Source organism: Sphingomonas sp. G5 (assembly GCF_052660795.1).
The window spans coordinates 2973709-2996267 of sequence record NZ_CP109660.1 but is presented as its reverse complement, the minus strand read 5'-3'; the positions used below and the strand labels follow the sequence as shown (position 1 = coordinate 2996267).

Annotated in this window: 15 protein-coding genes and 3 rRNA genes; 14 read left to right on the top strand and 4 right to left on the bottom strand. The window is 67.1% G+C overall.

Going from position 1 to position 22559, the window contains the following annotated elements:
* Positions 1-5 precede the first annotated feature (5 nt).
* Genes NE358_RS14385 through NE358_RS14370 form a run of 4 tightly spaced genes read right to left on the bottom strand, consistent with a single transcriptional unit; the run spans position 6 to position 4088 of the window.
* On the bottom strand, positions 6-818 hold the full coding sequence (locus NE358_RS14385; protein ID WP_103208511.1) for a glycosyltransferase family 2 protein: 813 nt from the start codon (positions 816-818) through the stop codon (positions 6-8).
* Positions 815-1822 carry a hypothetical protein gene (locus NE358_RS14380; RefSeq protein WP_094736153.1) on the bottom strand — a complete coding sequence of 336 codons (1008 nt, stop codon included), beginning with the start codon at positions 1820-1822 and terminating at the stop codon, positions 815-817. Before NE358_RS14380 ends, NE358_RS14385 begins: the two co-directional genes overlap by 4 nt.
* The gene (locus NE358_RS14375) at positions 1816-2952 is read right to left on the bottom strand and encodes a glycosyltransferase (protein ID WP_218026375.1); all 1137 of its coding nucleotides are present in this window, start codon (positions 2950-2952) and stop codon (positions 1816-1818) included. Before NE358_RS14375 ends, NE358_RS14380 begins: the two co-directional genes overlap by 7 nt.
* Positions 2949-4088, bottom strand: a complete 1140-nt coding sequence (locus NE358_RS14370) for a glycosyltransferase (protein ID WP_170210727.1) — start codon at positions 4086-4088, stop codon at positions 2949-2951. The genes NE358_RS14375 and NE358_RS14370 overlap by 4 nt, the downstream gene beginning before the upstream one ends.
* 6 nt (positions 4089-4094) lie before the next feature.
* On the opposite strand from NE358_RS14370, the gene NE358_RS14365 reads away from it, so the two are divergent.
* The 14 genes from NE358_RS14365 to NE358_RS14300 all read left to right on the top strand — a co-directional run bounded on the left by NE358_RS14365 (position 4095) and on the right by NE358_RS14300 (position 22497).
* Entirely contained in the window at positions 4095-5087 is a 993-nt protein-coding gene (locus tag NE358_RS14365) for a WcbI family polysaccharide biosynthesis putative acetyltransferase (RefSeq protein WP_170210728.1), read from the top strand.
* Entirely contained in the window at positions 5084-6085 is a 1002-nt protein-coding gene (locus NE358_RS14360; RefSeq protein WP_103208515.1) for a glycosyltransferase, read from the top strand. The genes NE358_RS14365 and NE358_RS14360 overlap by 4 nt, the downstream gene beginning before the upstream one ends.
* Positions 6082-7404 (top strand): glycosyltransferase family 2 protein, encoded by a 1323-nt coding sequence (locus NE358_RS14355; protein ID WP_289939608.1) that lies wholly within the window; start codon positions 6082-6084, stop codon positions 7402-7404. The genes NE358_RS14360 and NE358_RS14355 overlap by 4 nt, the downstream gene beginning before the upstream one ends.
* 564 nt (positions 7405-7968) lie before the next feature.
* Positions 7969-9489: ribosomal RNA gene (locus NE358_RS14350) — 16S ribosomal RNA — on the top strand.
* A gap of 413 nt (positions 9490-9902) precedes the next feature.
* Positions 9903-13012: ribosomal RNA gene (locus NE358_RS14345) — 23S ribosomal RNA — on the top strand.
* 102 nt (positions 13013-13114) lie between these two features.
* A 5S ribosomal RNA gene (rrf, locus tag NE358_RS14340) occupies positions 13115-13231 on the top strand.
* Together the 16S, 23S and 5S rRNA genes form the textbook arrangement of a ribosomal RNA operon.
* A 161-nt stretch (positions 13232-13392) precedes the next feature.
* Positions 13393-14283 (top strand): hypothetical protein, encoded by an 891-nt coding sequence (locus tag NE358_RS14335; RefSeq protein ID WP_289939607.1) that lies wholly within the window; start codon positions 13393-13395, stop codon positions 14281-14283.
* Positions 14280-15077, top strand: coding sequence for a tetratricopeptide repeat protein (locus NE358_RS14330; RefSeq protein ID WP_258027990.1), 798 nt, complete (start codon positions 14280-14282; stop codon positions 15075-15077). The genes NE358_RS14335 and NE358_RS14330 overlap by 4 nt, the downstream gene beginning before the upstream one ends.
* Positions 15074-16111 (top strand): HAD-IIA family hydrolase, encoded by a 1038-nt coding sequence (locus NE358_RS14325; RefSeq protein ID WP_103211008.1) that lies wholly within the window; start codon positions 15074-15076, stop codon positions 16109-16111. The genes NE358_RS14330 and NE358_RS14325 overlap by 4 nt, the downstream gene beginning before the upstream one ends.
* An 18-nt stretch (positions 16112-16129) precedes the next feature.
* Positions 16130-16291 (top strand): hypothetical protein, encoded by a 162-nt coding sequence (locus tag NE358_RS14320; protein ID WP_170210736.1) that lies wholly within the window; start codon positions 16130-16132, stop codon positions 16289-16291.
* A complete protein-coding gene (locus NE358_RS14315; RefSeq protein ID WP_116240178.1) occupies positions 16288-17088 on the top strand; it encodes a TlyA family RNA methyltransferase in 801 nt (266 codons plus the stop codon). Before NE358_RS14320 ends, NE358_RS14315 begins: the two co-directional genes overlap by 4 nt.
* Positions 17085-18005 carry an NAD kinase gene (locus tag NE358_RS14310; RefSeq protein ID WP_116240177.1) on the top strand — a complete coding sequence of 307 codons (921 nt, stop codon included), beginning with the start codon at positions 17085-17087 and terminating at the stop codon, positions 18003-18005. Before NE358_RS14315 ends, NE358_RS14310 begins: the two co-directional genes overlap by 4 nt.
* Positions 18002-19696, top strand: coding sequence for a DNA repair protein RecN (gene recN, locus NE358_RS14305; protein ID WP_116240176.1), 1695 nt, complete (start codon positions 18002-18004; stop codon positions 19694-19696). Before NE358_RS14310 ends, recN begins: the two co-directional genes overlap by 4 nt.
* Entirely contained in the window at positions 19693-22497 is a 2805-nt protein-coding gene (locus tag NE358_RS14300; protein WP_289939606.1) for a hypothetical protein, read from the top strand. Before recN ends, NE358_RS14300 begins: the two co-directional genes overlap by 4 nt.
* Positions 22498-22559 lie beyond the last annotated feature (62 nt).

The following is a 22559-nucleotide window of genomic DNA, read 5'->3' as shown; positions in this document are numbered from 1 at the left end:
GGGATTCAGCGCACCCGCGCCCACCCGTCCTCGCGTCGCTCGATGGCCCCGGCCGCTGCGAACGCCTCGAGCCACCCGCCCATCGGCCACACGCCCCACCGTTCGTGGAAGGTGGCGCCGTTGCGCAGGATGTCGTCGAGATGCTGCCACGGGGGAGAAGACACCGGATGCCACTGGTGGTACGCGTCCGCGCCGCCCACCCAGAGCATCTCGATGTCGGCCGCTCGCGCCGTCCAGGCGAGGTCGGTGTCTTCCGCGCCGTACCCCTCGTAGCCCGGGTGAAACCCCCCGATGCGCTTCCACGTCGCGGGGGTGACGGCGAAGGACAGCGACCAGAACAGGTCGTACTCCTCCGGGGTCGCTCGGCGGGTCGCACCGGCGGGCAGGGCGGGCCGGGCCCGGTGGGGACGGGTGAGGAAGGGCAGATCGGATGCCGTTTCCGGCCGCTGCACGCTCACCAGGTACGTGACCGCTCCCGAGAGGACGGCGTCGGGGTTGCTCGAGGCCGCGGTCCGGTATGCGGAAAGCAGGTCGGCGCCGGGCAGGCAGTCCACGTCGAGGAAGACGAGCAGCTCGGCCCCTGCCTCGATGGCCGCCGCGGCGGCACGGTTGCGACCTTCGCCGACGCGGAGCCCCGTCGACCCCGGTGGAACGTGCAGCGTGAGGGTGCCGGCATCCGGGACGTCGGTCGGCGGTGTCTCATCGAGCCAGACCTCGACGCGCACGATGTCGTCGGCGACCTCGGCGAGCACGCGTCGTTGGCGGTCCAGGTGCTCCCGCCGGGATCGCGAGGCGACCGTGAGGACGGCGGTCTTCACGGCAGCGCCGCCTCGATCGCCGCGGCCATGCGCGCGGCCGCTCCGTCGACCTGCCACCGCGACCAGTCGGGGTCGTCTCCGGCGGCGAGCTCGACGAGCGCCACGAGACCCGCGGCGTCGATGCCGCTGCCGCCCTGCCGGGCGAGCCCCCACCGCTCGAGCGCTGCGGCCGTGTCCCGCTGCTCGTCGAACGGGCGCTCCTGCGCGACGACCACTGCACGCGCGCCCGCTGCAGCCAGATCCGCCACGCTGTTCTGCCCGGCGGCGCTCACCACGACCGTGCTGCGTGCGAGCAGCGGCCACGGATCGTCGACCCGGGAAGAGGGGTCGTGTCCCGCCGAGGTGACGTCCCATCCCCGCTCGCGAAGCCGTGCGACGGCATCCTCGCGGACGTGCTCGTCGACCACCCGGCCCAGCAGCAGCACCGACCGTTCCTCGCGCGGTGCGTCGCGTTCGCGTCCGTCGAAGCGCGAGATCCCGCCCGTCCAGACCACGCGATCGGCGTGCGCCGTCAGTGCGTCGGCGCAGACGGCGCCGCGCGGCCAGGGCGCGAGGATGGCGTCGGCGAGGTCGTAGGCGAGCGCGTGCGGCGCGTCCGTGCGCGTCCCGGGCTGCGTCATGGCGAGGGTGCGCAGTCCGAGCAGGCGCGCGAGCGCCACGACCTCGACGCTCACGTCCACCACCAGGGCCGTCACGGACCGTTCGGCGGCGGTCGAAGCGATGAGTGCCAGACGGTCGCGATGGCCCGGGTGATCGTGCGGTGCCCAGTGCAGATGACCGCGCACCGTGGGGTCGGCGTCTCGCGGATCGGCCGTCGACCCATCGGCCCGGGGGAAGGGGTCGGCATCCGGGGGCAGTTCGATCCAGTCCACCCCCGCAGCAAGGCCCGCCGGGCGGGGCATCGACGAGAAGGCGACGACGGGCGTCCGCAGGTGCGGGGTCACCGCGAGGAACCGCGCGACATGCCCGTAGCCGTGATGGTGGACGTACCAGCCGATCACCACGACACCGCCGGCACCCTGCGCGCGGCGGCGGGCTGCGCGACGTGGGTGAGCACGCGCTCGACCTCGCGGTGCCGGTGAGCGAGGGAATGCTGACGTACCGCGGCTTGGCGTGTCCACACGCGCGTGAGCGGCTCGCGAACGCCCTCGGCGGCGAGGTGGGCGGCGGCCTTCGCGAGGGCGACGATGTCGCCGGGCATGACCGTCGCCGAACCCGGCATGCCCGCGAGCACCTCGGAGACGCCGCCGATGTCGAAGGCCGCGACGGGAGTCCCGGTCGCGAGGGCCTCGGCGATCACGAGCCCGAACGGCTCCTCCCACATCGGCGTCACGAGAGCGACCGCCGAAGACCCGACCAGGCGGCAGAGATCGGCCTGGTGAAGCGGGCCGACGTATCGCGCGTGCACGCCGAGACGGGGGACGATCTCCTGCTCGAAATAGTCCACATCGCCGATCCGCCCGGCCAGCACGATGTGCGCATCGGCCTCGCGCGCCGCCTCGATCGCCAGGTGGGGGGCCTTCTCGGGGACGACGCGCCCCGACCAGACCCACGAGGGTCCGCCCGCACCGCGGATCCACTGATCGGTGTCGACACCGTTGGGGAAGACGAATGCGTCGACGCCCTCGACCGACCAGGCGCGCGCGGTGGCCTGGCTCACGGCGACGAACCGATGGGAGGCCTCGGACACCTCGGCTGCCGCCTCGAGCAGGGCCTCCAGCGGAGGCGTGTGCAGGGTCGTGACGACGGGGATGTCGGCCTCGACGCTCCAGCGGATGGGAGCCGGGTGCAGGCTGTGGTTGTCGACGACGTCGAAGTGATGGCGGTCGGCGATCAGCCGGTCCCGGGCGGCGTCGAAGGCCGCGTCGACGGCTTCGGCGTATCCCCGCGGGTACTCGGTGTCGGAGGAGTGCTCCGGCCGCGTCCACTCCGGCGCGGGAAGGCGGAACTCGGGCACGTCGTCGAGGAAGTCGGAACCCTCCGCCGCGCACAGGGTGACCTGGTGTCCGCGGGAACGGAGCCAGCGCACCCGATCCCAGACGGTGGCCTCGAGGCCGCCCGCGTGTGGTTGTCGAAGCGGGTAGCGCGACGGCGCGACGACCAGCACGCGCAGCGGCCGCTGCCCGCGGATCACGCGGCCACCTCGGCGGCGAGCACGCGGCGATAGACGGCGAGGTGCGCTGATCGCACGTCCTCGAGCTCCGCGGAGCGCTCGCTGCGTCGGCGCAGGACTTCGCCCTCGCGTCGAGCGGAACCGGGCGTGGACCACACCTCGTGCGTGGCGTCGAGGATCGCTCGCGCGAGGGACACGGGCTCACCCACGTCGAAGGTGTGGAAATCGTCCGGATGCTGAGCCGCGATGTGTCCGATGCGCGTACCGATCACTGGGACGGCCAGGTCGTAGCAGAGCTCGGCCCATCCCGACTGCGTGCCGTGTCGGTAGGGCAGCACGCACGCGTCGAGGTCGGCGAGCCAGCGGGCGAGCGCGTCGTCGTCGAGACGGGGCCCGCGCTCGACGCGGACGCCCTCGGTCCCCGCGACCAGCAGATCGATGGATGCCGCGGCCTCCTCGTCGCGTACCCGCTCGTTCACCCGCACGACGGCCTCGACGCGCGCTCCCTGAGCGCGCAGGTCGGAAATGGCCCGCACGAGCGTGGCGGTGGTTCCGACGCCGTCGATGTTGGGGCGGAGGTCGCGCAGGTGAACGCCCACACGGGTGGTGTCGTGGGCCGATCCGGTCGGACGCGGATCGTCTCCGAGGAGGGTCGGATGCGGGATCACGGTCGTGGCGCGGTGCGCGATCGTGTGTACCTCGGCCCCGGCGGTGTCGGTGAGGGTGATGAGCTCGTCCGCTGCGGCGGCGAGCACGGCGAGCGAAGCGCGGTGCTCGTCCTGCGCGCTCAGCTGGGGGTTCTCCAGATCGTGCACCGTGTAGACCAATGGCCGACCGAGGCGGCGCAGGGTCGCGACCGTGTCCTCGAGTTCCGCGGGGCTGTACGACTCGATCCCGAAATGCACGTGGACCAGGTCGAAATCTTCGACGTTCGCCTCGAGCCACGCCGGCAGCAGGACCTGCGGGGGCCACCACTGGCCGGCCGGAGCTCCCGGCGGCGGCGGGTCGGCCAGCACGCGAACGTGGTGCGGATCCGCGATGGCGGCGACGTAGGGATGGGCCGAGGGAACGGCGGCGACTCGAATGGGGGTGACGACGATCTTCTCTCCTCCTCGTGATTGCGTGCGTGACGGTGCGCGTACCGCATCGCCAGGCACATCGCAATGCAACGGGGCGGTTGGGACGACGACGACACCGACGGATACGTTCACATCATGGGTGCGGAGAGGGCAGGCGCGACAAGCCTTGCGGACCACGGCGACGCGGTGATAGCGCGTCGTGTCCACTACGCCGAGTTCTTCGGCGACGCACCCGCCCCCGACGGCTACGGCGTCGTCGTCGGCAACTGCCAGGCCGAGTCCCTGCGGCTCGTCATCGCCTCCGAACAGCTGCCGGCCGTGCGGATCCCCGCCGTGCACGAGCTCGACGCCGCCGAAGCGTCCCGTCTGCACGCTCTGCTCGCGGGGGCGTCCTTCCTCGTGTCGCAGCCCATCCGCGACGACTACCGCGGCCTCCCGCTCGGCACCGCGCAGTTGCGGGCTTCGCTTCCTTCCGGCGCCCGCGTGGTGCTCGTTCCCGCTGTTCGCTTCGCGGGTCTGCACCCGTTCCAGGCGGTGCTCCGACTCCCCGCGTTCCCCGAGGACCCGCCCCTGGTGGCCTATCACGACGTCCGCACGGTCGCCGAAGCGGCCGGGCTGAGCGTGCCCGCGCACCTTCCCGCCTCGGCGGTTCGCGCTCTGGCCGACGCCTCCGTTGCGGAACTGCGTCGCCGCGAGGCCCTCGGCCTCGACGTCGCGGCATCCGACCTCTTCTCTCCCGTCGTCGAAGACCTCGCGCGCACGGTCAATCACCCCGGCAACGCCCTCTTCCTGCCCCTGGGGGAGCGCATCGTCGAGGCACTGGGCTCGCCCGGACGCGTCGTCGACCCGGGGCGGCCGATCCTCGCTTCGGTGCGCGCGCCGCTCGAATCGTGGGTCGTCGACGCGTGGAACCTCGACGCCGCACCTCGCCCCGAATGGATCGTGGCCGGCGAGACCGTCTCGGCCGACGCCGTGCGCCGCGCCCACCTCGCCTATTACGCGAAACGTCCCGCCCTCCTCGCCGCCGTCGTCGACCGTATGGCCCCGCTGCTGCGCACCTGGAGCGCCGCCGCATGAGTTCGAAGATCTCGATCCCGGATGCCACCCTCCCGGTGCTCCTCGTCCATCCCGGCCCGCACGGCGTCGCGGTCTACGCCCGGCAGATCGCGGCCGAAGTCGTGGCGGCGGAGCCGCACGCGCGGATCACGACCGTCGATGCTCTCGCCGCCCTCCCCGAAGGGACGCCGGTGCACGCTCACGTCACCGACCGCCTGTGGGGAGCATCGCCCGAGGAGGCGACGCACGCGCTCACGGGCCTCGCCGCCCGGCATCCGCTCACCGTGACGCTGCACGACGTGCCGCAGGAATCCGACGGCGAACGCAACCGCCCGCGGCGCCGAGCCTTCTATCGCGCCGTGACCGAGGCGTCGCGCGGGGTCGTCGTCAACAGCGCCCATGAGCGCGAACTGCTGCGCGAAGAGGGCGTCTTCGACGGCCCGGTCGCCGTCGTGCCTCTCCCGGTCGATTCCGTGGCCGTGCCGCTCGCAACGCCGGAGGTCGACGACTCCGTCGGCGTCCTCGGATACTTCTACCCCGGCAAGGGTCATGACGAGGCGCTCGAAGCCGCTGCCACCGCGGGGCTGACGCGACTGACCGTGCTCGGACGCGCCTCCGACGGCCACGCGGGCGACCTCGACGCCTTCGCGCGACTCGCCGGCGCGCGGGGGGTGTCGGTGGAAGTGACCGGGTGGCTCGACGACGCCGAGATGGCCGACCGGGTGCGTCGCATCGCCGTCCCGGTGATCGCGCACCGGCATGTCTCGGCGTCGGGCTCTCTGGCCTCGTGGATCGGCTGGGGACGCCGTCCTCTCGCCGTCCGCAACCGCTACAACGACGAGATGGCCGCGCTCAGGCCCGACACCGTCACCCTCGTCGAGCCGGACGCCCTCGCGGCGGCGATCTCCGCCGCCCGTGTCGACGCACCCTCCACATGGCACGGCCAGCACCCTGTGCCTTTCGGACGCGCTGACGCCGCCCGCGCGTACCTCCGCTGGTGGAGCGAGGTCACGTCATGACGGGGGACACCCCCTGGAACGACCGGATGCCATGGGTGCCGGGCAACCGCTGGGACCTGGTCGCACACCTCGAGCCCCAACCGCCGCGCGTGAGCGTCATCGTCACCCATTACGCTCAGCCGGCGGAACTCGCCCGCACCCTCGAGGCTCTCCGCCGACAGGATCACCCGCGCAACCGTCTCGAGATCATCGTCGCCGACGACGGCTCTCCCGAGGCGCCGTCGGTCCCAGAGGGCGTCCTGCTGGTTCGTCAGGAGGACCGCGGTTTCCGCGCGGCTGCCGCTCGAAACCTGGGAGCGGCGGCCGCGTCGGGCGATGTTCTCTGCTTCTTGGATGCCGACACCAGCCCGGAACCCGAGTACGTGCGACGGATCTCGCGTCTTCCCGCACTCCTGTCCGAGGCGGTGACGGTGGGGCGCCGTCGACACGCGGACTTCGCGGGCGTCCCGGCCCAGATCCCGGTCGAGGAATGCGGTCCCGCACGGGAACTCCCCGAACCGGCCTGGCTCCGAGACGCGTACCAGCGCAGCCAGAATCTCCTGCTCGCCGACGACCGGTCCTATCGGTATGTCATCAGCGCCGTCGTCGCCTGCTCCCGATCATTCTTCGACGAGGTGGGCGGTTTCGACGAGACCTTCTCGTCGTACGGAGGAGAGGATTGGGAATGGGCGCACCGGTGCTGGCAAGCCGGCGCGGTTCTCGCGCATGTTCCGGATGCCGTGGCCTGGCACGACGGCCCGGACTGGGCGGGCCGGGGGGACTCCGAGCGTGACGCCGAGGGCAATCGGCAGGCGATTCAGCTGGTGACGAAGATCCCCGTCGATGGGTCAGCGGCACGAGGTCTCCTTCCCGCGATGCCCGACATCGAGGTACGCGTGCCGGTGACGACGACCGCGGCCGCGTTCGTGTGCGCCGACTCGCTCCTTGCGGCGCTGCCGAGAGCCGCTGTCGTGATGGCGCCGGTCCCGGATGCGGCCGCGCTGCGCGCTGACCCCCGCGTTCGCTCTGCCGTCACCGAGGACCCGCGCGTGAGGGTGGAGCTGGAGCACCCGGTGGTCGTGTTGCGTCCCGATGCGCTGAGCGATGCCCTCGCCGTCCTCGGCGAAGGTGACGTGGGACGAGTGCATCTGCGGTCTGCGGAGGGGGTGCCGCTCGGGTCGGCGACGAGCCGCCGGGCCCGCGCCAGGAGCACACGGTGGAGCACGAGGTCGGGGCACGCAGAGACCACTCGCGTCATCGAGGGCATGCACGTCCTGCGGGCGGAACCGTCGGTCGAAGCGTGGCTGGGCGCGTGGGGCGGAGCCCCTCGGTTCCTCTGAGTCCACCGACTTCCGCGGAATTCCGCGGAATCAGCTTCGCGACACGCCCGGGAAGCGCATGAGTTCGACCGAACCCGGGGTCGCACGTAAGCTCTTACACGTTCGCCCCACAGGGGAGAGCGGAGCGGCCGAAAGGCCCCGCGTCCTCTCAAGCGGCGAACCACCCCCAACACCAACACTTGAGAGTTTCGACTCTTTGGTCTACAGTTGGGATCCTGCCACTCGGCACACAAACTCAGTCTGACTGCTTCTTAGCGAAGCTCAATTGCGCTGGTTTGGTTGTCGAGTCCGCAGGTCAAATGAAGTGAACTGCCTCACGGGTAGGTCGAGAGACTGTTTCTGTGGGTGCGTCCGTTCCTTGAGAACTCAACAGCGTGCACTTGTCAAATGCCAATTTATTCCTCGTCGGTCTGACTTTTGTTGGATTGCGAGAGATTCCTTTGGATCAAAGTCCAACCTTCTTTTGGGGGTTGGCGTGAAATTTCGTCAGTAATGATGTTTTTTCTTTGGTCAGTTTCGAACTCGCTGCGGCTGCCGTTTTCCCGGTGGTTGTTGCTTTTCTTTTTTATGGAGAGTTTGATCCTGGCTCAGGATGAACGCTGGCGGCGTGCTTAACACATGCAAGTCGAACGGTGAAGCCAAGCTTGCTTGGTGGATCAGTGGCGAACGGGTGAGTAACACGTGAGCAACCTGCCCTGGACTCTGGGATAAGCGCTGGAAACGGCGTCTAATACTGGATATGAGACGTGATCGCATGGTCGTGTTTGGAAAGATTTTTCGGTCTGGGATGGGCTCGCGGCCTATCAGCTTGTTGGTGAGGTAATGGCTCACCAAGGCGTCGACGGGTAGCCGGCCTGAGAGGGTGACCGGCCACACTGGGACTGAGACACGGCCCAGACTCCTACGGGAGGCAGCAGTGGGGAATATTGCACAATGGGCGGAAGCCTGATGCAGCAACGCCGCGTGAGGGATGACGGCCTTCGGGTTGTAAACCTCTTTTAGCAGGGAAGAAGCGAAAGTGACGGTACCTGCAGAAAAAAGCGCCGGCTAACTACGTGCCAGCAGCCGCGGTAATACGTAGGGCGCAAGCGTTATCCGGAATTATTGGGCGTAAAGAGCTCGTAGGCGGTTTGTCGCGTCTGCTGTGAAATCCCGAGGCTCAACCTCGGGCCTGCAGTGGGTACGGGCAGACTAGAGTGCGGTAGGGGAGATTGGAATTCCTGGTGTAGCGGTGGAATGCGCAGATATCAGGAGGAACACCGATGGCGAAGGCAGATCTCTGGGCCGTAACTGACGCTGAGGAGCGAAAGGGTGGGGAGCAAACAGGCTTAGATACCCTGGTAGTCCACCCCGTAAACGTTGGGAACTAGTTGTGGGGACCATTCCACGGTTTCCGTGACGCAGCTAACGCATTAAGTTCCCCGCCTGGGGAGTACGGCCGCAAGGCTAAAACTCAAAGGAATTGACGGGGACCCGCACAAGCGGCGGAGCATGCGGATTAATTCGATGCAACGCGAAGAACCTTACCAAGGCTTGACATATACGAGAACGGGCCAGAAATGGTCAACTCTTTGGACACTCGTAAACAGGTGGTGCATGGTTGTCGTCAGCTCGTGTCGTGAGATGTTGGGTTAAGTCCCGCAACGAGCGCAACCCTCGTTCTATGTTGCCAGCACGTAATGGTGGGAACTCATGGGATACTGCCGGGGTCAACTCGGAGGAAGGTGGGGATGACGTCAAATCATCATGCCCCTTATGTCTTGGGCTTCACGCATGCTACAATGGCCGGTACAAAGGGCTGCAATACCGTGAGGTGGAGCGAATCCCAAAAGCCGTCTCAGTTCGGATTGTTCTCTGCAACTCGAGAGCATGAAGTCGGAGTCGCTAGTAATCGCAGATCAGCAACGCTGCGGTGAATACGTTCCCGGGTCTTGTACACACCGCCCGTCAAGTCATGAAAGTCGGTAACACCTGAAGCCGGTGGCCCAACCCTTGTGGAGGGAGCCGTCGAAGGTGGGATCGGTAATTAGGACTAAGTCGTAACAAGGTAGCCGTACCGGAAGGTGCGGCTGGATCACCTCCTTTCTAAGGAGCATCTGGCATTCGGGTTTCGGTTCGAGTGTCCAGGCGCCAGTTCAGCACCGAATGTGTGTTGCTGGTAGCTCATGGGTGGAACATTTGACTTGGTGTCAGGGATGATGTGTCCGGGTTTAGTACGTGGTTTGCCACTGGAACGATCTGGTTCGGAGTTGTTGATACATGCACGCTGTTGGGTCCTGAGGGGCCGGGCGCTGACGGGGGTCTGTGGATTCTTTGTTGGTGTTTGTTCCTCGAGGGCCTGTCTTGGCGCCGGTGTTTCGGTGGCTGGGGTGGGTACCGCCCGTACTTTGAGAACTACACAGTGGACGCGAGCATCTTCCATGCAACTCTTTTGGGTTGTGTGGTGAAGATGATCTTAAAGATCATTAGTCAATTTTTTGACGATTCAACTCATGTGATTTCAAGTCTTTAAGAGCAAACGGTGGATGCCTTGGCATCTGGAGCCGAAGAAGGACGTAGCAATCTGCGATAAGCCTCGGGGAACTGATAAGCGAGTTTTGATCCGAGGATGTCCGAATGGGGAAACCCCGCCAGGGCGCGTGCGTACCTGGTGACTCCCGCCTGAATATATAGGGCGGGTAGAGGGAACGTGGGGAAGTGAAACATCTCAGTACCCACAGGAAGAGAAAGCAAAAGCGATTCCGTAAGTAGTGGCGAGCGAAACCGGAAGAGGCTAAACCTAGCGTGTGTGATAGCCGGCAGGCGTTGCATGTTGGGGGTTGTGGGACTTTTCTGATTGTTCTGCCGAATGATCGACGTGACAAGAGGGTATAGACGAACGGTTTTGAACGGCCGGTCATAGAGGGTGCGAACCCCGTAGTCGAAATGCTTGTTCTTGGCGTGAAGAGTATCCCAAGTAGCACGGGGCCCGAGAAATCCCGTGTGAATCTGTCAGGACCACCTGATAAGCCTAAATACTCCCAGATGACCGATAGCGGACAAGTACCGTGAGGGAAAGGTGAAAAGTACCCCGGGAGGAGTGAAATAGTACCTGAAACCGTTTGCTTACAAACCGTTGGAGCCTCCTTAGTAGGGGTGACAGCGTGCCTTTTGAAGAATGAGCCTGCGAGTTAGCGATACGTGGCGAGGTTAACCCGAGTGGGGTAGCCGTAGCGAAAGCGAGTCTGAATAGGGCGATTGAGTCGCGTGTCCTAGACCCGAAGCGAAGTGATCTATCCATGGCCAGGTTGAAGCGACGGTAAGACGTCGTGGAGGACCGAACCCACTTAGGTTGAAAACTGAGGGGATGAGCTGTGGATAGGGGTGAAAGGCCAATCAAACTTCGTGATAGCTGGTTCTCTCCGAAATGCATTTAGGTGCAGCGTTGCGTGTTTCTTGCCGGAGGTAGAGCTACTGGATGGCCGATGGGCCCTACAAGGTTACTGACGTCAGCCAAACTCCGAATGCCGGTAAGTGAGAGCGCAGCAGTGAGACTGTGGGGGATAAGCTTCATAGTCGAGAGGGAAACAACCCAGACCACCAACTAAGGTCCCTAAGCGCGTGCTAAGTGGGAAAGGATGTGGAGTTGCTTAGACAACCAGGAGGTTGGCTTAGAAGCAGCCACCCTTGAAAGAGTGCGTAATAGCTCACTGGTCAAGTGATTCCGCGCCGACAATGTAACGGGGCTCAAGCACGCCACCGAAGTTGTGGCATTGACATTTTTGGTAGGCCTTCGTGGTCCAGCCGTGTTGATGGGTAGGAGAGCGTCGTGTGGCGAGTGAAGCGGCGGGGTGACCCAGCCGTGGACGCTACACGAGTGAGAATGCAGGCATGAGTAGCGAAAGACGTGTGAGAAACACGTCCTCCGAAAGACCAAGGGTTCCAGGGTCAAGCTAATCTTCCCTGGGTAAGTCGGGACCTAAGGCGAGGCCGACAGGCGTAGTCGATGGACAACGGGTTGATATTCCCGTACCGGCGAAGAACCGCCCCAGTCAATCCAGTGGTGCTAAGAGTCCTAGCTCACGCTTTAGCGGATCCCTTCGGGGTGAGGCGGGTGTGTGTGAACGCTCGACCCCATGCTGGTGCGGCTAGCGTATTAACAGGTGTGACGCAGGAAGGTAGCCCAAGCCAGGCGATGGTAGTCCTGGTGCAAGTGCGTAGGCCGACTCTTAGGCAAATCCGGGAGTCATTGAGGCTGAGACACGATGCGGATAAAAAGTGGGTGATCCTATGCTGCCGAGAAAAGCATCGACGCGAGGTTCTAGCTGCCCGTACCCCAAACCGACTCAGGTGGTCAGGTAGAGAATACCAAGGAGATCGAGAGAATCGTGGTTAAGGAACTCGGCAAAATGCCCCCGTAACTTCGGGAGAAGGGGGGCCATCCACTTATTAGGACTTGCTCCGAAAGGGTGTGGTGGCCGCAGAGACTAGTGGGTAGCGACTGTTTACTAAAAACACAGGTCCGTGCCAAGTCGCAAGACGATGTATACGGACTGACGCCTGCCCGGTGCTGGAAGGTTAAGAGGACCGGTTAGCCGCAAGGCGAAGCTGAGAATTTAAGCCCCAGTAAACGGCGGTGGTAACTATAACCATCCTAAGGTAGCGAAATTCCTTGTCGGGTAAGTTCCGACCTGCACGAATGGCGTAACGACTTCCCAACTGTCTCAACCGCGAACTCGGCGAAATTGCATTACGAGTAAAGATGCTCGTTACGCGCAGCAGGACGGAAAGACCCCGTGACCTTTACTACAGCTTGGTATTGGTGTTCGGTGTGGCTTGTGTAGGATAGGTGGGAGACGGTGAAGCATTCACGCCAGTGAGTGTGGAGTCATTGTTGAAATACCACTCTGGTCACTCTGGATATCTAACTTAGGACCGTGATCCGGTTCAGGGACAGTGCCTGGTGGGTAGTTTAACTGGGGCGGTTGCCTCCCAAAATGTAACGGAGGCGCCCAAAGGTTCCCTCAACCTGGTTGGCAATCAGGTGGCGAGTGTAAGTGCACAAGGGAGCTTGACTGTGAGACTGACAGGTCGAGCAGGGACGAAAGTCGGGACTAGTGATCCGGCAGTGGCTTGTGGAAGCGCTGTCGCTCAACGGATAAAAGGTACCTCGGGGATAACAGGCTGATCTTGCCCAAGAGTCCATATCGACGGCATGGTTTGGCACCTCGATGTCGGCTCGTCGCATCCTGGGGCTGGAGTAGGTCCCAAGGGTTGGGCTGTTCGCCCATTAAAGCGGTACGCGAGCTGGGTTTAGAACGTCGTGAGACAGTTCGGTCCCTATCCGCTGCGCGCGTAGGAAGTTTGAGAGGATCTGACCCTAGTACGAGAGGACCGGGTTGGACGAACCTCTGGTGTGTCAGTTGTTCCGCCAGGAGCACCGCTGATTAGCTACGTTCGGGATGGATAACCGCTGAAAGCATCTAAGCGGGAAGCCGGCCTCAAGATGAGACTTCCATACCATTTATGGTGAGAGGCTCCCAGCCAGACTACTGGGTTGATAGGCCGGATGTGGAAGCGTAGTAATACGTGAAGCTGACCGGTACTAATAAGCCGATGACTTGATAACACACCTGTTTTTGGTGCTTGCGTCCACTGAGTGGTTCTCGATGTACGGTCGGGAACTCAACAATGATGATGTCGTTGTTGGTTTTTGAAACATCAATAGTGTTTCGGCGGCCATAGCGAGAGGGAAACGCCCGGTTACATTCCGAACCCGGAAGCTAAGCCTCTCAGCGCCGATGGTACTGCAGGGGGGACCCTGTGGGAGAGTAGGACACCGCCGGACTTCTTTTCAGTCGAAATGGCCACCCAAAGTTGGGTGGCCATTTCGCATTTACGGGCACTTTTTCCCGGGAAGGACAGTCATGTCTACGGACGACGCGAACGATCGCAGGAGCAACGAAGGGCGCTCGGGCGACCGCGCGTCCGGGCGTGGACAGTCCTCCCGTGGCAACGATTCTTCGTCGCGGAGCGACCGCCCGTTCCGTCGCGACGGCGAAGGTTCGGGTCGTGCACGTCGTGAGGGTGACTCGCGTCCGTTCCGCCGTGAACACGATGGTGGCGCGCGCCCTTCCGGTCGCGACGGTGGCGGCACGGGTCGCCCCGCGCGTGACGGTGATCGTCCGGTTCGTCGCGATGGAGATCGGCCTGTTCGTCGGGATGGGGGTCGTCCGTTCCGTGGTGACGGGGATCGTCCGGTTCGTCGGGATGGGGATCGTCCGGTTCGTCGGGAGGGTGACCGTCCGGTTCGTCGGGATGGGGATCGTCCGGTTCGTCGGGAGGGTGACCGTCCGGTTCGTCGGGATGGGGATCGTCCGGTTCGTCGGGAGGGTGACCGTCCGGTTCGTCGGGATGGGGATCGTCCCTTCCGTGGTGACGGGGATCGTCCGGTTCGTCGCGACGGTGATCGTCCGTTCCGTCGCGACGGCGACCGGCCCGTGCGTCGGGACGGGGATCGTCCGTTCCGTCGGGAGGGTGACCGTCCGGTTCGTCGTGATGGCGACCGGCCCGTGCGTCGGGATGGGGATCGGCCGTTCCGACGCGATGGCGAGCGGCCCGTTCGTCGTGACGGTGACCGCCCGGTGCGTCGCGACGGCGATCGCCCCGTGCGTCGGGACGGGGATCGTCCCGTCCGTCGTGACGGGGATTCCCGCGGCTTCTCCGGCACGGACCGTCGTCCGACGGGCGACCGTCGTCCGGGTGCCGGGGCGCCCCGCAGGTTCGACCGCGAGGACTCGCGGGCCACGCGGCCGCCTCAGGACCGTCGCGAGCGCGGCCCCGAGATCCCCGAGGAGATCACCGCCTACGATCTGCCGGGCGCGGCGCGCAACGAGTTGAAGACCCTCAGTAAGGACAACGCCGACAACGTCGCCCGCCACCTCGCGATGGCGGCTCGCGTGATCGACGAGGACCCGGAGCTCGCCCACCAGCACGCGCTGGCGGCATCCCGAAGCGCGGGACGCGTTGGCGTGGTCCGAGAGACGGTCGCCATCACTGCTTATGCGGTGGGGGACTTCGCCCTGGCGCTTCGCGAGCTGCGCACGCACCGCCGCATCACGGGCTCCGACGACCAGCTCCCGCTCATCGTCGATAGCGAGCGCGGTGTCGGTCGCCCGGATCGTGCGCTCGAGGAGGGTCGCGCGGTCGACCGGTCGACGTTGTCGGTCCCGGTGCGCGTGCAGCTGGCGATCGCCATGTCCGGCGCGCGACTCGACCTCGGCCAGGCCGATCGCGCTTTGCAAGAGCTCGAGATCCCCGAGGCCGACCCTGACCGCGCGTTCGAATGGAGCCCCGCGCTCTTCTCCGCTCGCGCTGCGGTGCTCGAAGAGCTCGGACGCGCGGACGAGGCCGAAGAGTGGGAGCGTCGCGCGTCGATCGCGGCCGACGCGCTCGACGCGGCCGCCGGTGTCGCCGACCGCGAGGTGATCGTCGTCGAGGAGATCGAGCTCATCGATGACGAAGGCGGTGTGGATGTGGCATCCGGAGTCATTCCCCTCGAGGAGGACCGAGAGGACTCGGTCGAGTCCGGAGGCGACGAGCACGTCGTCGACGTCGACGGAGAGAGTGCCCCTGTCGATGTGAACGCCGACGGAGTCGACGACGTGTCGAGTGACGAGGAAGACGCGCGATGATCTTCGGGCGCAGCACTCCTCCGCCGACGCCCCTCGACGGCATCGACGTCGTGCTGGCCGACCTGGACGGTGTCGTGTACGCCGGGCCGGGTGCTCTCCCGCACGCGGTCGACAGCCTGAACCGCGCCCAGCAGGAGGGGCGCCGGCTCGGGTACATCACCAACAATGCTTCGCGTACCGATGCGTCGGTGGCGGAGCACCTCACCTCGCTCGGGTTGCGTGTCGCGCCGGATGACGTCACGACCAGCCCGCAGGCGGCGATGCGTCTCATGCGCGATCTGGTTCCCGCGGGTTCGACCCTGCTGGTCGTCGGCGGAGAGGGCCTCGTCGTCGAGGTCGAGAAGGCGGGATTCGTCGTGACGCGCAGTGCGGACGACAATCCGGCCGCCGTCGTCCAGGGGTTCGCGCCGGACGTCGGGTGGGTCCATCTGGCGGAGGCGGCCTACGCTCTGGCCACACCGGTCGAACAGGGGGGCATCCCCTGGGTGGCGACCAACTCGGACTGGACCATTCCGCAGGCTCGTGGCATCGCACCGGGCAACGGCACGCTCGTGTCCGCCGTGCACACGGCCGTCGGCCGACTGGCGACGATCGCAGGCAAGCCCGAGCGGCCCATCTTCGACGTCGCCGTCGCCCGTACGGGCGCGCAGACGCCGCTGTTCATCGGCGACCGTCTCGACACCGACATCCAGGGCGCGCGCACCGCGGAGATGCGGTCCTTGCTGGTGCTGACGGGGATCGATCGTCCCAAGCAGATCCTCGCGGCACCGCCCTCGCAGCGCCCGGACTACATCGTCGAAGACCTCCGGCAGTTGTTCGAGCCGTACCCCGCCACGGTCGTCAAGGGCGAACGTACCCGCGTGGGCGATGCGATCGTCGAGATCGACGGCGTCGATCTGCGGATCGTGAACGACGGAGGCCGCCAGATCGACCTCCTGCGCGCGGGGGCCGCAGCAATCTGGAACAGCGGACGGGCGATCTTCGGCTTCCGGGTTCCCGAACAGCTCTACGCGGACCCGTTCCGCGTGCGCTGACGTCGTAGCATGGCATCCATGTCCGACAGCTCCGCCCCGGACGCCGCCGGGCTCATCGATCGATTGCGCCTCATCGAGGAGCAGCCCCTGGACACGCGCGCAGCAGCGTACGCCGCCGTGCACGAGGAGCTTGTGAGACGTCTCGAGTCCGCCCCCACCGATCCGTCTTCGGCGTCGTGACCTCGCGTCTCGATGCCGAGCTCGCGGCGCGCGGACTCGCACGTTCGCGCTCGCACGCGGCTCAGCTGATCTCGGGTGGGCTCGTGACGGTCGACGGGCGGCCGGTCGTCAAAGCGGCGACACCGGTCGGAGCGGAAAGCCTGATCGAGGTCGCCGGATCCGACCACTACGTCAGCCGCGGTGCCCACAAGCTGGTGGCAGCTCTCGACGCGTTCGCGCTGGATGTTCGAGATCGCACTGCCCTCGATCTGGGCGCGTCGACGGGCGGCTTCACCCAGGTCCTCCGTGAGCGCGGCGCGCGGCCGGTGATGGCGGTCGATGTGGGGCACGGGCAGTTATCCACCGTGGTGGAGGCGGATCCCGACGTGGTGTCGGTGGAGGGGTATAACGTGCGGTTCATGACCGCTGACTCTCTCGCCAGCGCCACCGGGGTCGCCGAGCGCGCCACCGTGGTGACGGGCGATCTCTCCTTCATCTCGCTGGAGCACGTCCTGCCCGCCGTGGTCGCCACGGCTGCGCCCGAAGCCGACGTCCTGCTGCTCGTGAAGCCGCAGTTCGAAGTGGGGCGTACGTCGGTGAAGGGCGGGCTCGTGACCGACCCGGCGCTGCGATCGGATGCCGTGCACGGCGTCCTCTGGGCGGCCTGGGACGCGGGACTGAAGACCGCCGGTCTCATCGCGTCACCCATCGTCGGCATGCACGGCAACCAGGAGTACGTCGCGTGGTTCTCGGCCGCTCGGGGCAGCGACCCCTCAGAATGGGAGAGCACCGTGACCCGACTGACCGGAAGCCGATGACCCCCAGCGATCGCCGAATCCTCCTCGTCGTCCACGCGCGCCGCGACGACACCGTCCACGCCGCCGAGCGCATCCTGACCGCCGTGCGGTCGGCGGGGGCCACACCGGTGGTGTCCGCGGAGGATAGGCCCGAACTGGCGGAGCGTCTGTCGCTCGAGGGTGTGCAGACCCTCGGCGTCGACGTCGGCATCGACGACATCGAGCTGGCCATCGTTCTCGGCGGCGACGGCACGATCCTCCGGGCGGCCGAGGTCGTCCGCGGCGGCACGGTCCCGATCCTGGGGATCAACATGGGCCACGTCGGTTTCCTCGCGGAGATCGAGCGCGACGACATGGACGACGCCGTGCGCCGGGTGATCGACCGCGACTACGTCGTCGAGGAACGACTCGCTCTCGCCGTGCGCGTGCTCGACGCCGACGACGAGGTCATCTTCGAGACATGGGCCCTCAACGAGGCCACCGTCGAGAAGGCCAGCCGAGAGCGCATGCTCGAGGTCGTCATGGAGGTGGACGGGCGGCCGCTGTCGTCGTTCGGCTGCGACGGCATCGTCGTGGCGTCTCCGACCGGGTCGACCGCCTACAATTTCTCGGCCGGGGGGCCCGTCATCTGGCCCACGGTCGAAGCCATCGCCGTCGTTCCCCTCTCGGCGCATGCTCTGTTCGCGCGCCCCCTCGTCGTCAGCCCCGACGCCATGGTGGCCATCGAGGTGCTCGAACGCACCAGCGGCAGCGGCATCCTGTGGTGCGACGGTCGTCGCTCGCACGAACTGCCCCCGGGGGCCCGCGTGATGGTGCGCCGTTCGTCGCGCCCCGTCCGCCTCGCGCGCCTTCATCCCGCGGCCTTCACCGACCGCCTCGTGCGCAAGTTCCGGCTCCCGGTCACGGGATGGCGTGGGATGCCGGGAGGAGCGGCGTGATCGAGGAGATGCGGCTGCGCGACCTCGGGGTCATCGCCGACGCCACGCTTCCGATCGGGCGGGGCTTCACCGCCATCACCGGTGAGACCGGTGCGGGCAAGACAATGGTGGTGACCGGCCTGGGGCTGCTGCTCGGCCAGCGCGCAGATTCGGGAGCGGTGCGCAAGGGGGCGGCTCAGGCTTCCGTCGAAGGCGTGTGGATCGTCCCCGAGGAGGGGGTGGTCGCCGCGCGCGTGCGCGAAGCCGGCGGCGACGTCGAGCCCGTCGGCGGAGGATCCGCCGAGCTCTATCTGGGCCGGACCGTCTCGAGCGAGGGGCGCGGCCGTGCCACGGTCGGCGGGCGCACGGCCCCCGCGGGGGTTCTCGCCGACCTGGCAGACGACCTCGTCGTCGTGCACGGACAGTCCGACCAGCTGCGCCTGAAGTCCTCGTCGGCCCAGCGCGACGCCCTGGACCGATTCGGGGGTGAGCGCGTGGTCGCCGCTCGGACGGCGTATCGCACCGCCTGGGACACCTGGCGCGCGCTCGATGCGGAACTGGCCGCCCTGACCGCAGACCGCGACGATCGGGCGCGCGAGGCCGAGCAGTTGCGCGCCGCGATCGCAGAGATCGAGGCCGCAGCGCCCGTCGCCGGCGAAGAAGAGGAACTGGCGCGTCGGGCGGAGCGTCTCGCCAACGCCGAGGACCTGCGCATCGCCGCCGTGACGGCCCACGCCGCCCTCTCGGACGAGGACGGCGCGCCCGATGTCGTGACGCTCCTGGCGGAGGCCCGCCGTGCCCTCGAACGGATCTCGGGCAGCGATGAAGCGCTCGCCGCGATCGGCGAGCTCGTCGCCGACCTGGGATACCGTGCGACCGATGCGTCCGTTGCCCTCTCGGGTTATCTCGCCGATCTCGACGAGTCCGGACCCCACGAATTGGCGGCGGTCGACGAACGTCGAGGCGTACTCGCGGGACTCGTGCGCGCGCACGGTTCGGTGGAGGCCGCCCTCTCGCTCCTCGAGACGGGATCGGCCCGGCTGGTCGAACTCGATGACGATGGCGACCGCCTGCAGCGGCTCGAGACGCAGCGCGATGCGGCCGCGGCCGAGCTCGATGTCGCTGCGGAGGCGCTGACCGCCGCGCGACGCGAGGCAGCCGAACGGTTGGGCTCCGCCGTCACCGAAGAGCTCCACGCCCTGGCTCTGCCCGACGCCCGTCTGACCGTCGATGTGGCCTCCGCACCTCCGGCCGGGCACGGCCGCGACGAGGTCTCGATCCTGCTGGCTCCGCACCCGGGTGCCGACCCCCGACCCGTCTCGCGGGGAGCGTCGGGCGGTGAACTCAGCCGGGTCATGCTCGCGATCGAGGTGGTCATCGCGGGGGTGGACCCGGTTCCCACGTTCGTCTTCGACGAGGTCGACGCCGGTATCGGCGGCGCCGCCGCGATCGAGGTCGGCCGCCGCCTCGCCCGGCTCGCCGAATCGTCGCAGGTCATCGCGGTCACGCACCTCGCCCAGGTCGCCGCCTTCGCCGGCAATCACCTCACGGTCGTCAAGGGTCACGACGGTGCGGTCACGGCATCCAGTGTCCGTCGCCTCGAAGGCGCCGAGCGCGAAGCCGAGATGGCCCGCCTGTTGTCGGGACTCAGCGACTCGGATGCCGCCCTCACACACGCTCGCGAGCTGCTGGAGACCGGCCGATCCCGATGACGGACGCTTTCGACGACGAGCGATCGACGCCGCCGGAAGCGACACGGATCGATCCCCCTCGGCATACGCCCCTGTGGGCTTTCCTGTCGCGCCTGATGCTGAGGCTGGAGGCGTGGCTGCGTTCGCACGGCGGCAGACGCCTGCGCACGGGTATCCGGGTGTTCTGGGCCGCGGTGACCGCGGTCGGCATCCTGCTCCTCGTTGGGCCGGTGATCAACGCGCCGCTCACCTTCGACGACATCACGTCCTCGGCGAAGGATGCCGCGGGAACCTGGATCGCGAAAGACTTCTCGGCCGAATACCACGTGCAGCAGGGCGAGGACGGCCGACTCGTGGTCGCGGTGACCGAGCGATTCACCGCCGTCTTCCCGGACGACGTCGACGAGAACACGATCGAACGCGTCGTCGCTTCGCAGTACGAGGGGCACGACCTCGCTCCGCTGCTGCGCGAGGCGCGGATGGACGATCGCGCCGTCGCCCCCCGTGTGACTGCGACGCCGACCCGCACGACCTATTCGATCGGGGGAGGGGAGCGACTCACCGGGTCGCACCCCGTCGAGCTGCGCTATGACCTGCATGACCTCGCCTTCGACGACCGGGAGCTTTCGTCGGAGCTGCCGTACCAGGTGGTGAAGTGGGACGTCTTCGGCCCGGAGTGGCCGCACGCGGTCTCGTCGAGCTCGCTGCGCGTCATCGTTCCCGGCGGACTCGAGAGCGCGTTCGTCCGGCAGCCGGCGGCGGGGCTGTCGTGGCTGCTCGTGGGCGGGTCCACCACCATGGAGCCCGAGGACGCGGCATCCGATCCGTTGATCTACGAGATCACGAACGATCAGAACATCCCCCCGCACGGGTCGTTCTGGTTCACGTTCCGATTCGAGCCCGGGACGTTCGCGATGCCGGGACCGTCTGCGCTGTTCTTCGTGCAGGCCTTCGGCCCGTTCGTGCCGCTGCTTCTGCTCGCGGCGGGGGTGCTGTTCGCGTTCGCTGCGCGGGCCGTCGCGTGGGCGGACGAGCGCGGGCGCGCGTGGTTCGTCCCCGAGTCGCAGCCGCGACCACAGAGCTCGGTCGCCCTCGACGCGCGCCTGTGGGGGGCGCGGGGCACGGCCGCCCTTGCGGAGGCACTCGATGCATGGCGACGCAACCCGTCGAACCCCCTCCTGACGCGTCGTCTCGCGCGCGCGGCCCATCGAGCGGGGCGCTGGGGCGATGTGTTCTCCGCTCGACGATCGTTCCGCTTCTCTTCCGCGTGGAGGGAGCAGTTCGAGCGGGAGCTGCGGACCATTCCGCGAGGCTTCGTGCGTGACGCGTTCCTCGGTGGCGGGTTCGCCCTCGTGGTGCTTCAGCTGGGGCTGACACGACAGCTGTCGTATCAGAGCGCCTTGACCGTCGAATGGTGGCCCCGGGCGGCGGCCGCGGTCGCGATCGCGCTCGCCGGAGTGATCTTCGCGGTGGCGCTGAGCGCGCGCCCGCTGACGCGAGCGGGCGCTCGCGCGCGCGAGCACCTGCTCGGCCAGCGCCTGTACCTCGAACGGACGATCGCCGCTGAGCGCACTCCGCTGCGATCGCCGGAGTTGCCGTACGTGGTGCTCTTCGAACGGCCCCGCGCAGCGGGGCGGCTCGTGCGGGAGCTCCTCGAGCGGGAGGGGATCGATCGACGCACGGGCGCCGACCCCGCGTTCTTCGGGCGTGGGCGGATCGTCGTCCGCGCCCTGGCGCTGGCGATCGTCGGTGGGGCTCTCGCCCTCGCCTTCCTCACGACCGCGCCGACGAGCGCCGCACCCGACGAGACGGCGGTGCTCGACGGAGTCGAGGGAGACTACGGCGTCGCGGTGACGGATGCCGACATCGCCGCGACACTGAGTCGGAACGACGACGGGGTGGGGCGGATGGAGGTCGTCGAAACGCTCAAGGCCGAGGTCAGCGGGAACCTGCGGACCGTGCCGCAGGTCACGAGAGTGTGGCGCGACGTCGTCGACGGCCGCGATCAGGGGCTGACCGTCGAATCGATCACCGTCGATGGCGAGGCAGTGCCCTTCGAGCAGACGCGGCGACTCGGACACGCGGTCGTCCAGACCCGACTGACCGACGACTGGAGCGGGGAGCACGACGTCGAGGTGCGGTACGCCCTGGAGAGACCGGTCGCCGCGGGAGAGGACACCGAGCGGGTGACGTGGACGGCCCTGATGGCCGGGTGGTCGTGGCCGTGGACGACCGTCGATGCGGAACCGGAGCGCGTTCGCATCGCGCTCACCCTCACCGATGGCGTGGGAGAGGGACTCACGAGCGACTCCGGATGGCTGGACTCAACGCCCTACCGCCCGGACTCCCCACCCGAGCCGCTCGGCGACACCGTGCAGCACGCGGGTCAGACCGTCATCTCGCTCGATGCGAGAGCGGCCGACGAGGGCACGTCCGGGAGCCGATGGCCGTCGTCGTCGTCGTACGCGGGCCTGGATCTGGCATTCCCCGCGGGCACGTTCTCGTCGGTGACGACGCCCGGCCTCGGGCACACGGTCTGGACGGCGCTCCCGTGGGTCGCCGGGCCGGTCCTCGGGGCAGCGGCTGTCGTCCTCGGCCTGGTCGGAATGGGCGCGCGCACGAGGGTCGGCGTGCGGCGAGACGTCGCGCGCTGGCTGCCGCCGAGCACGATCGTCGCCCAGGTGGTGCTGATCGGGTGGGCGGCCGGAGACGCGGCGTCCGAGGACGCCATTCTGCCCGTGGTGCTGATCCCCTTCGCCCTCTCCGTACTCGTCGCGATCATCGCTTACGTCCGCACCCGCCGACGCGGCATCGTCACGTGAACGTGACGTGGATGTCGGAGGCGGGTGCCAGACTCGGAGTCGAACCCCCACACGCGACTGAT

Coding starts and splice junctions, on each gene's coding strand:
- NE358_RS14360 (WP_103208515.1), top strand. CDS start 5,084: ATGAGTTCGAAGATCTCGATCCCGGATGCCACCCTCCCGGTGCTCCTC.
- NE358_RS14320 (WP_170210736.1), top strand. CDS start 16,130: ATGTCCGACAGCTCCGCCCCGGACGCCGCCGGGCTCATCGATCGATTG.
- NE358_RS14310 (WP_116240177.1), top strand. CDS start 17,085: ATGACCCCCAGCGATCGCCGAATCCTCCTCGTCGTCCACGCGCGCCGC.
- NE358_RS14365 (WP_170210728.1), top strand. CDS start 4,095: ATGCAACGGGGCGGTTGGGACGACGACGACACCGACGGATACGTTCAC.
- NE358_RS14355 (WP_289939608.1), top strand. CDS start 6,082: ATGACGGGGGACACCCCCTGGAACGACCGGATGCCATGGGTGCCGGGC.
- NE358_RS14300 (WP_289939606.1), top strand. CDS start 19,693: ATGACGGACGCTTTCGACGACGAGCGATCGACGCCGCCGGAAGCGACA.
- NE358_RS14325 (WP_103211008.1), top strand. CDS start 15,074: ATGATCTTCGGGCGCAGCACTCCTCCGCCGACGCCCCTCGACGGCATC.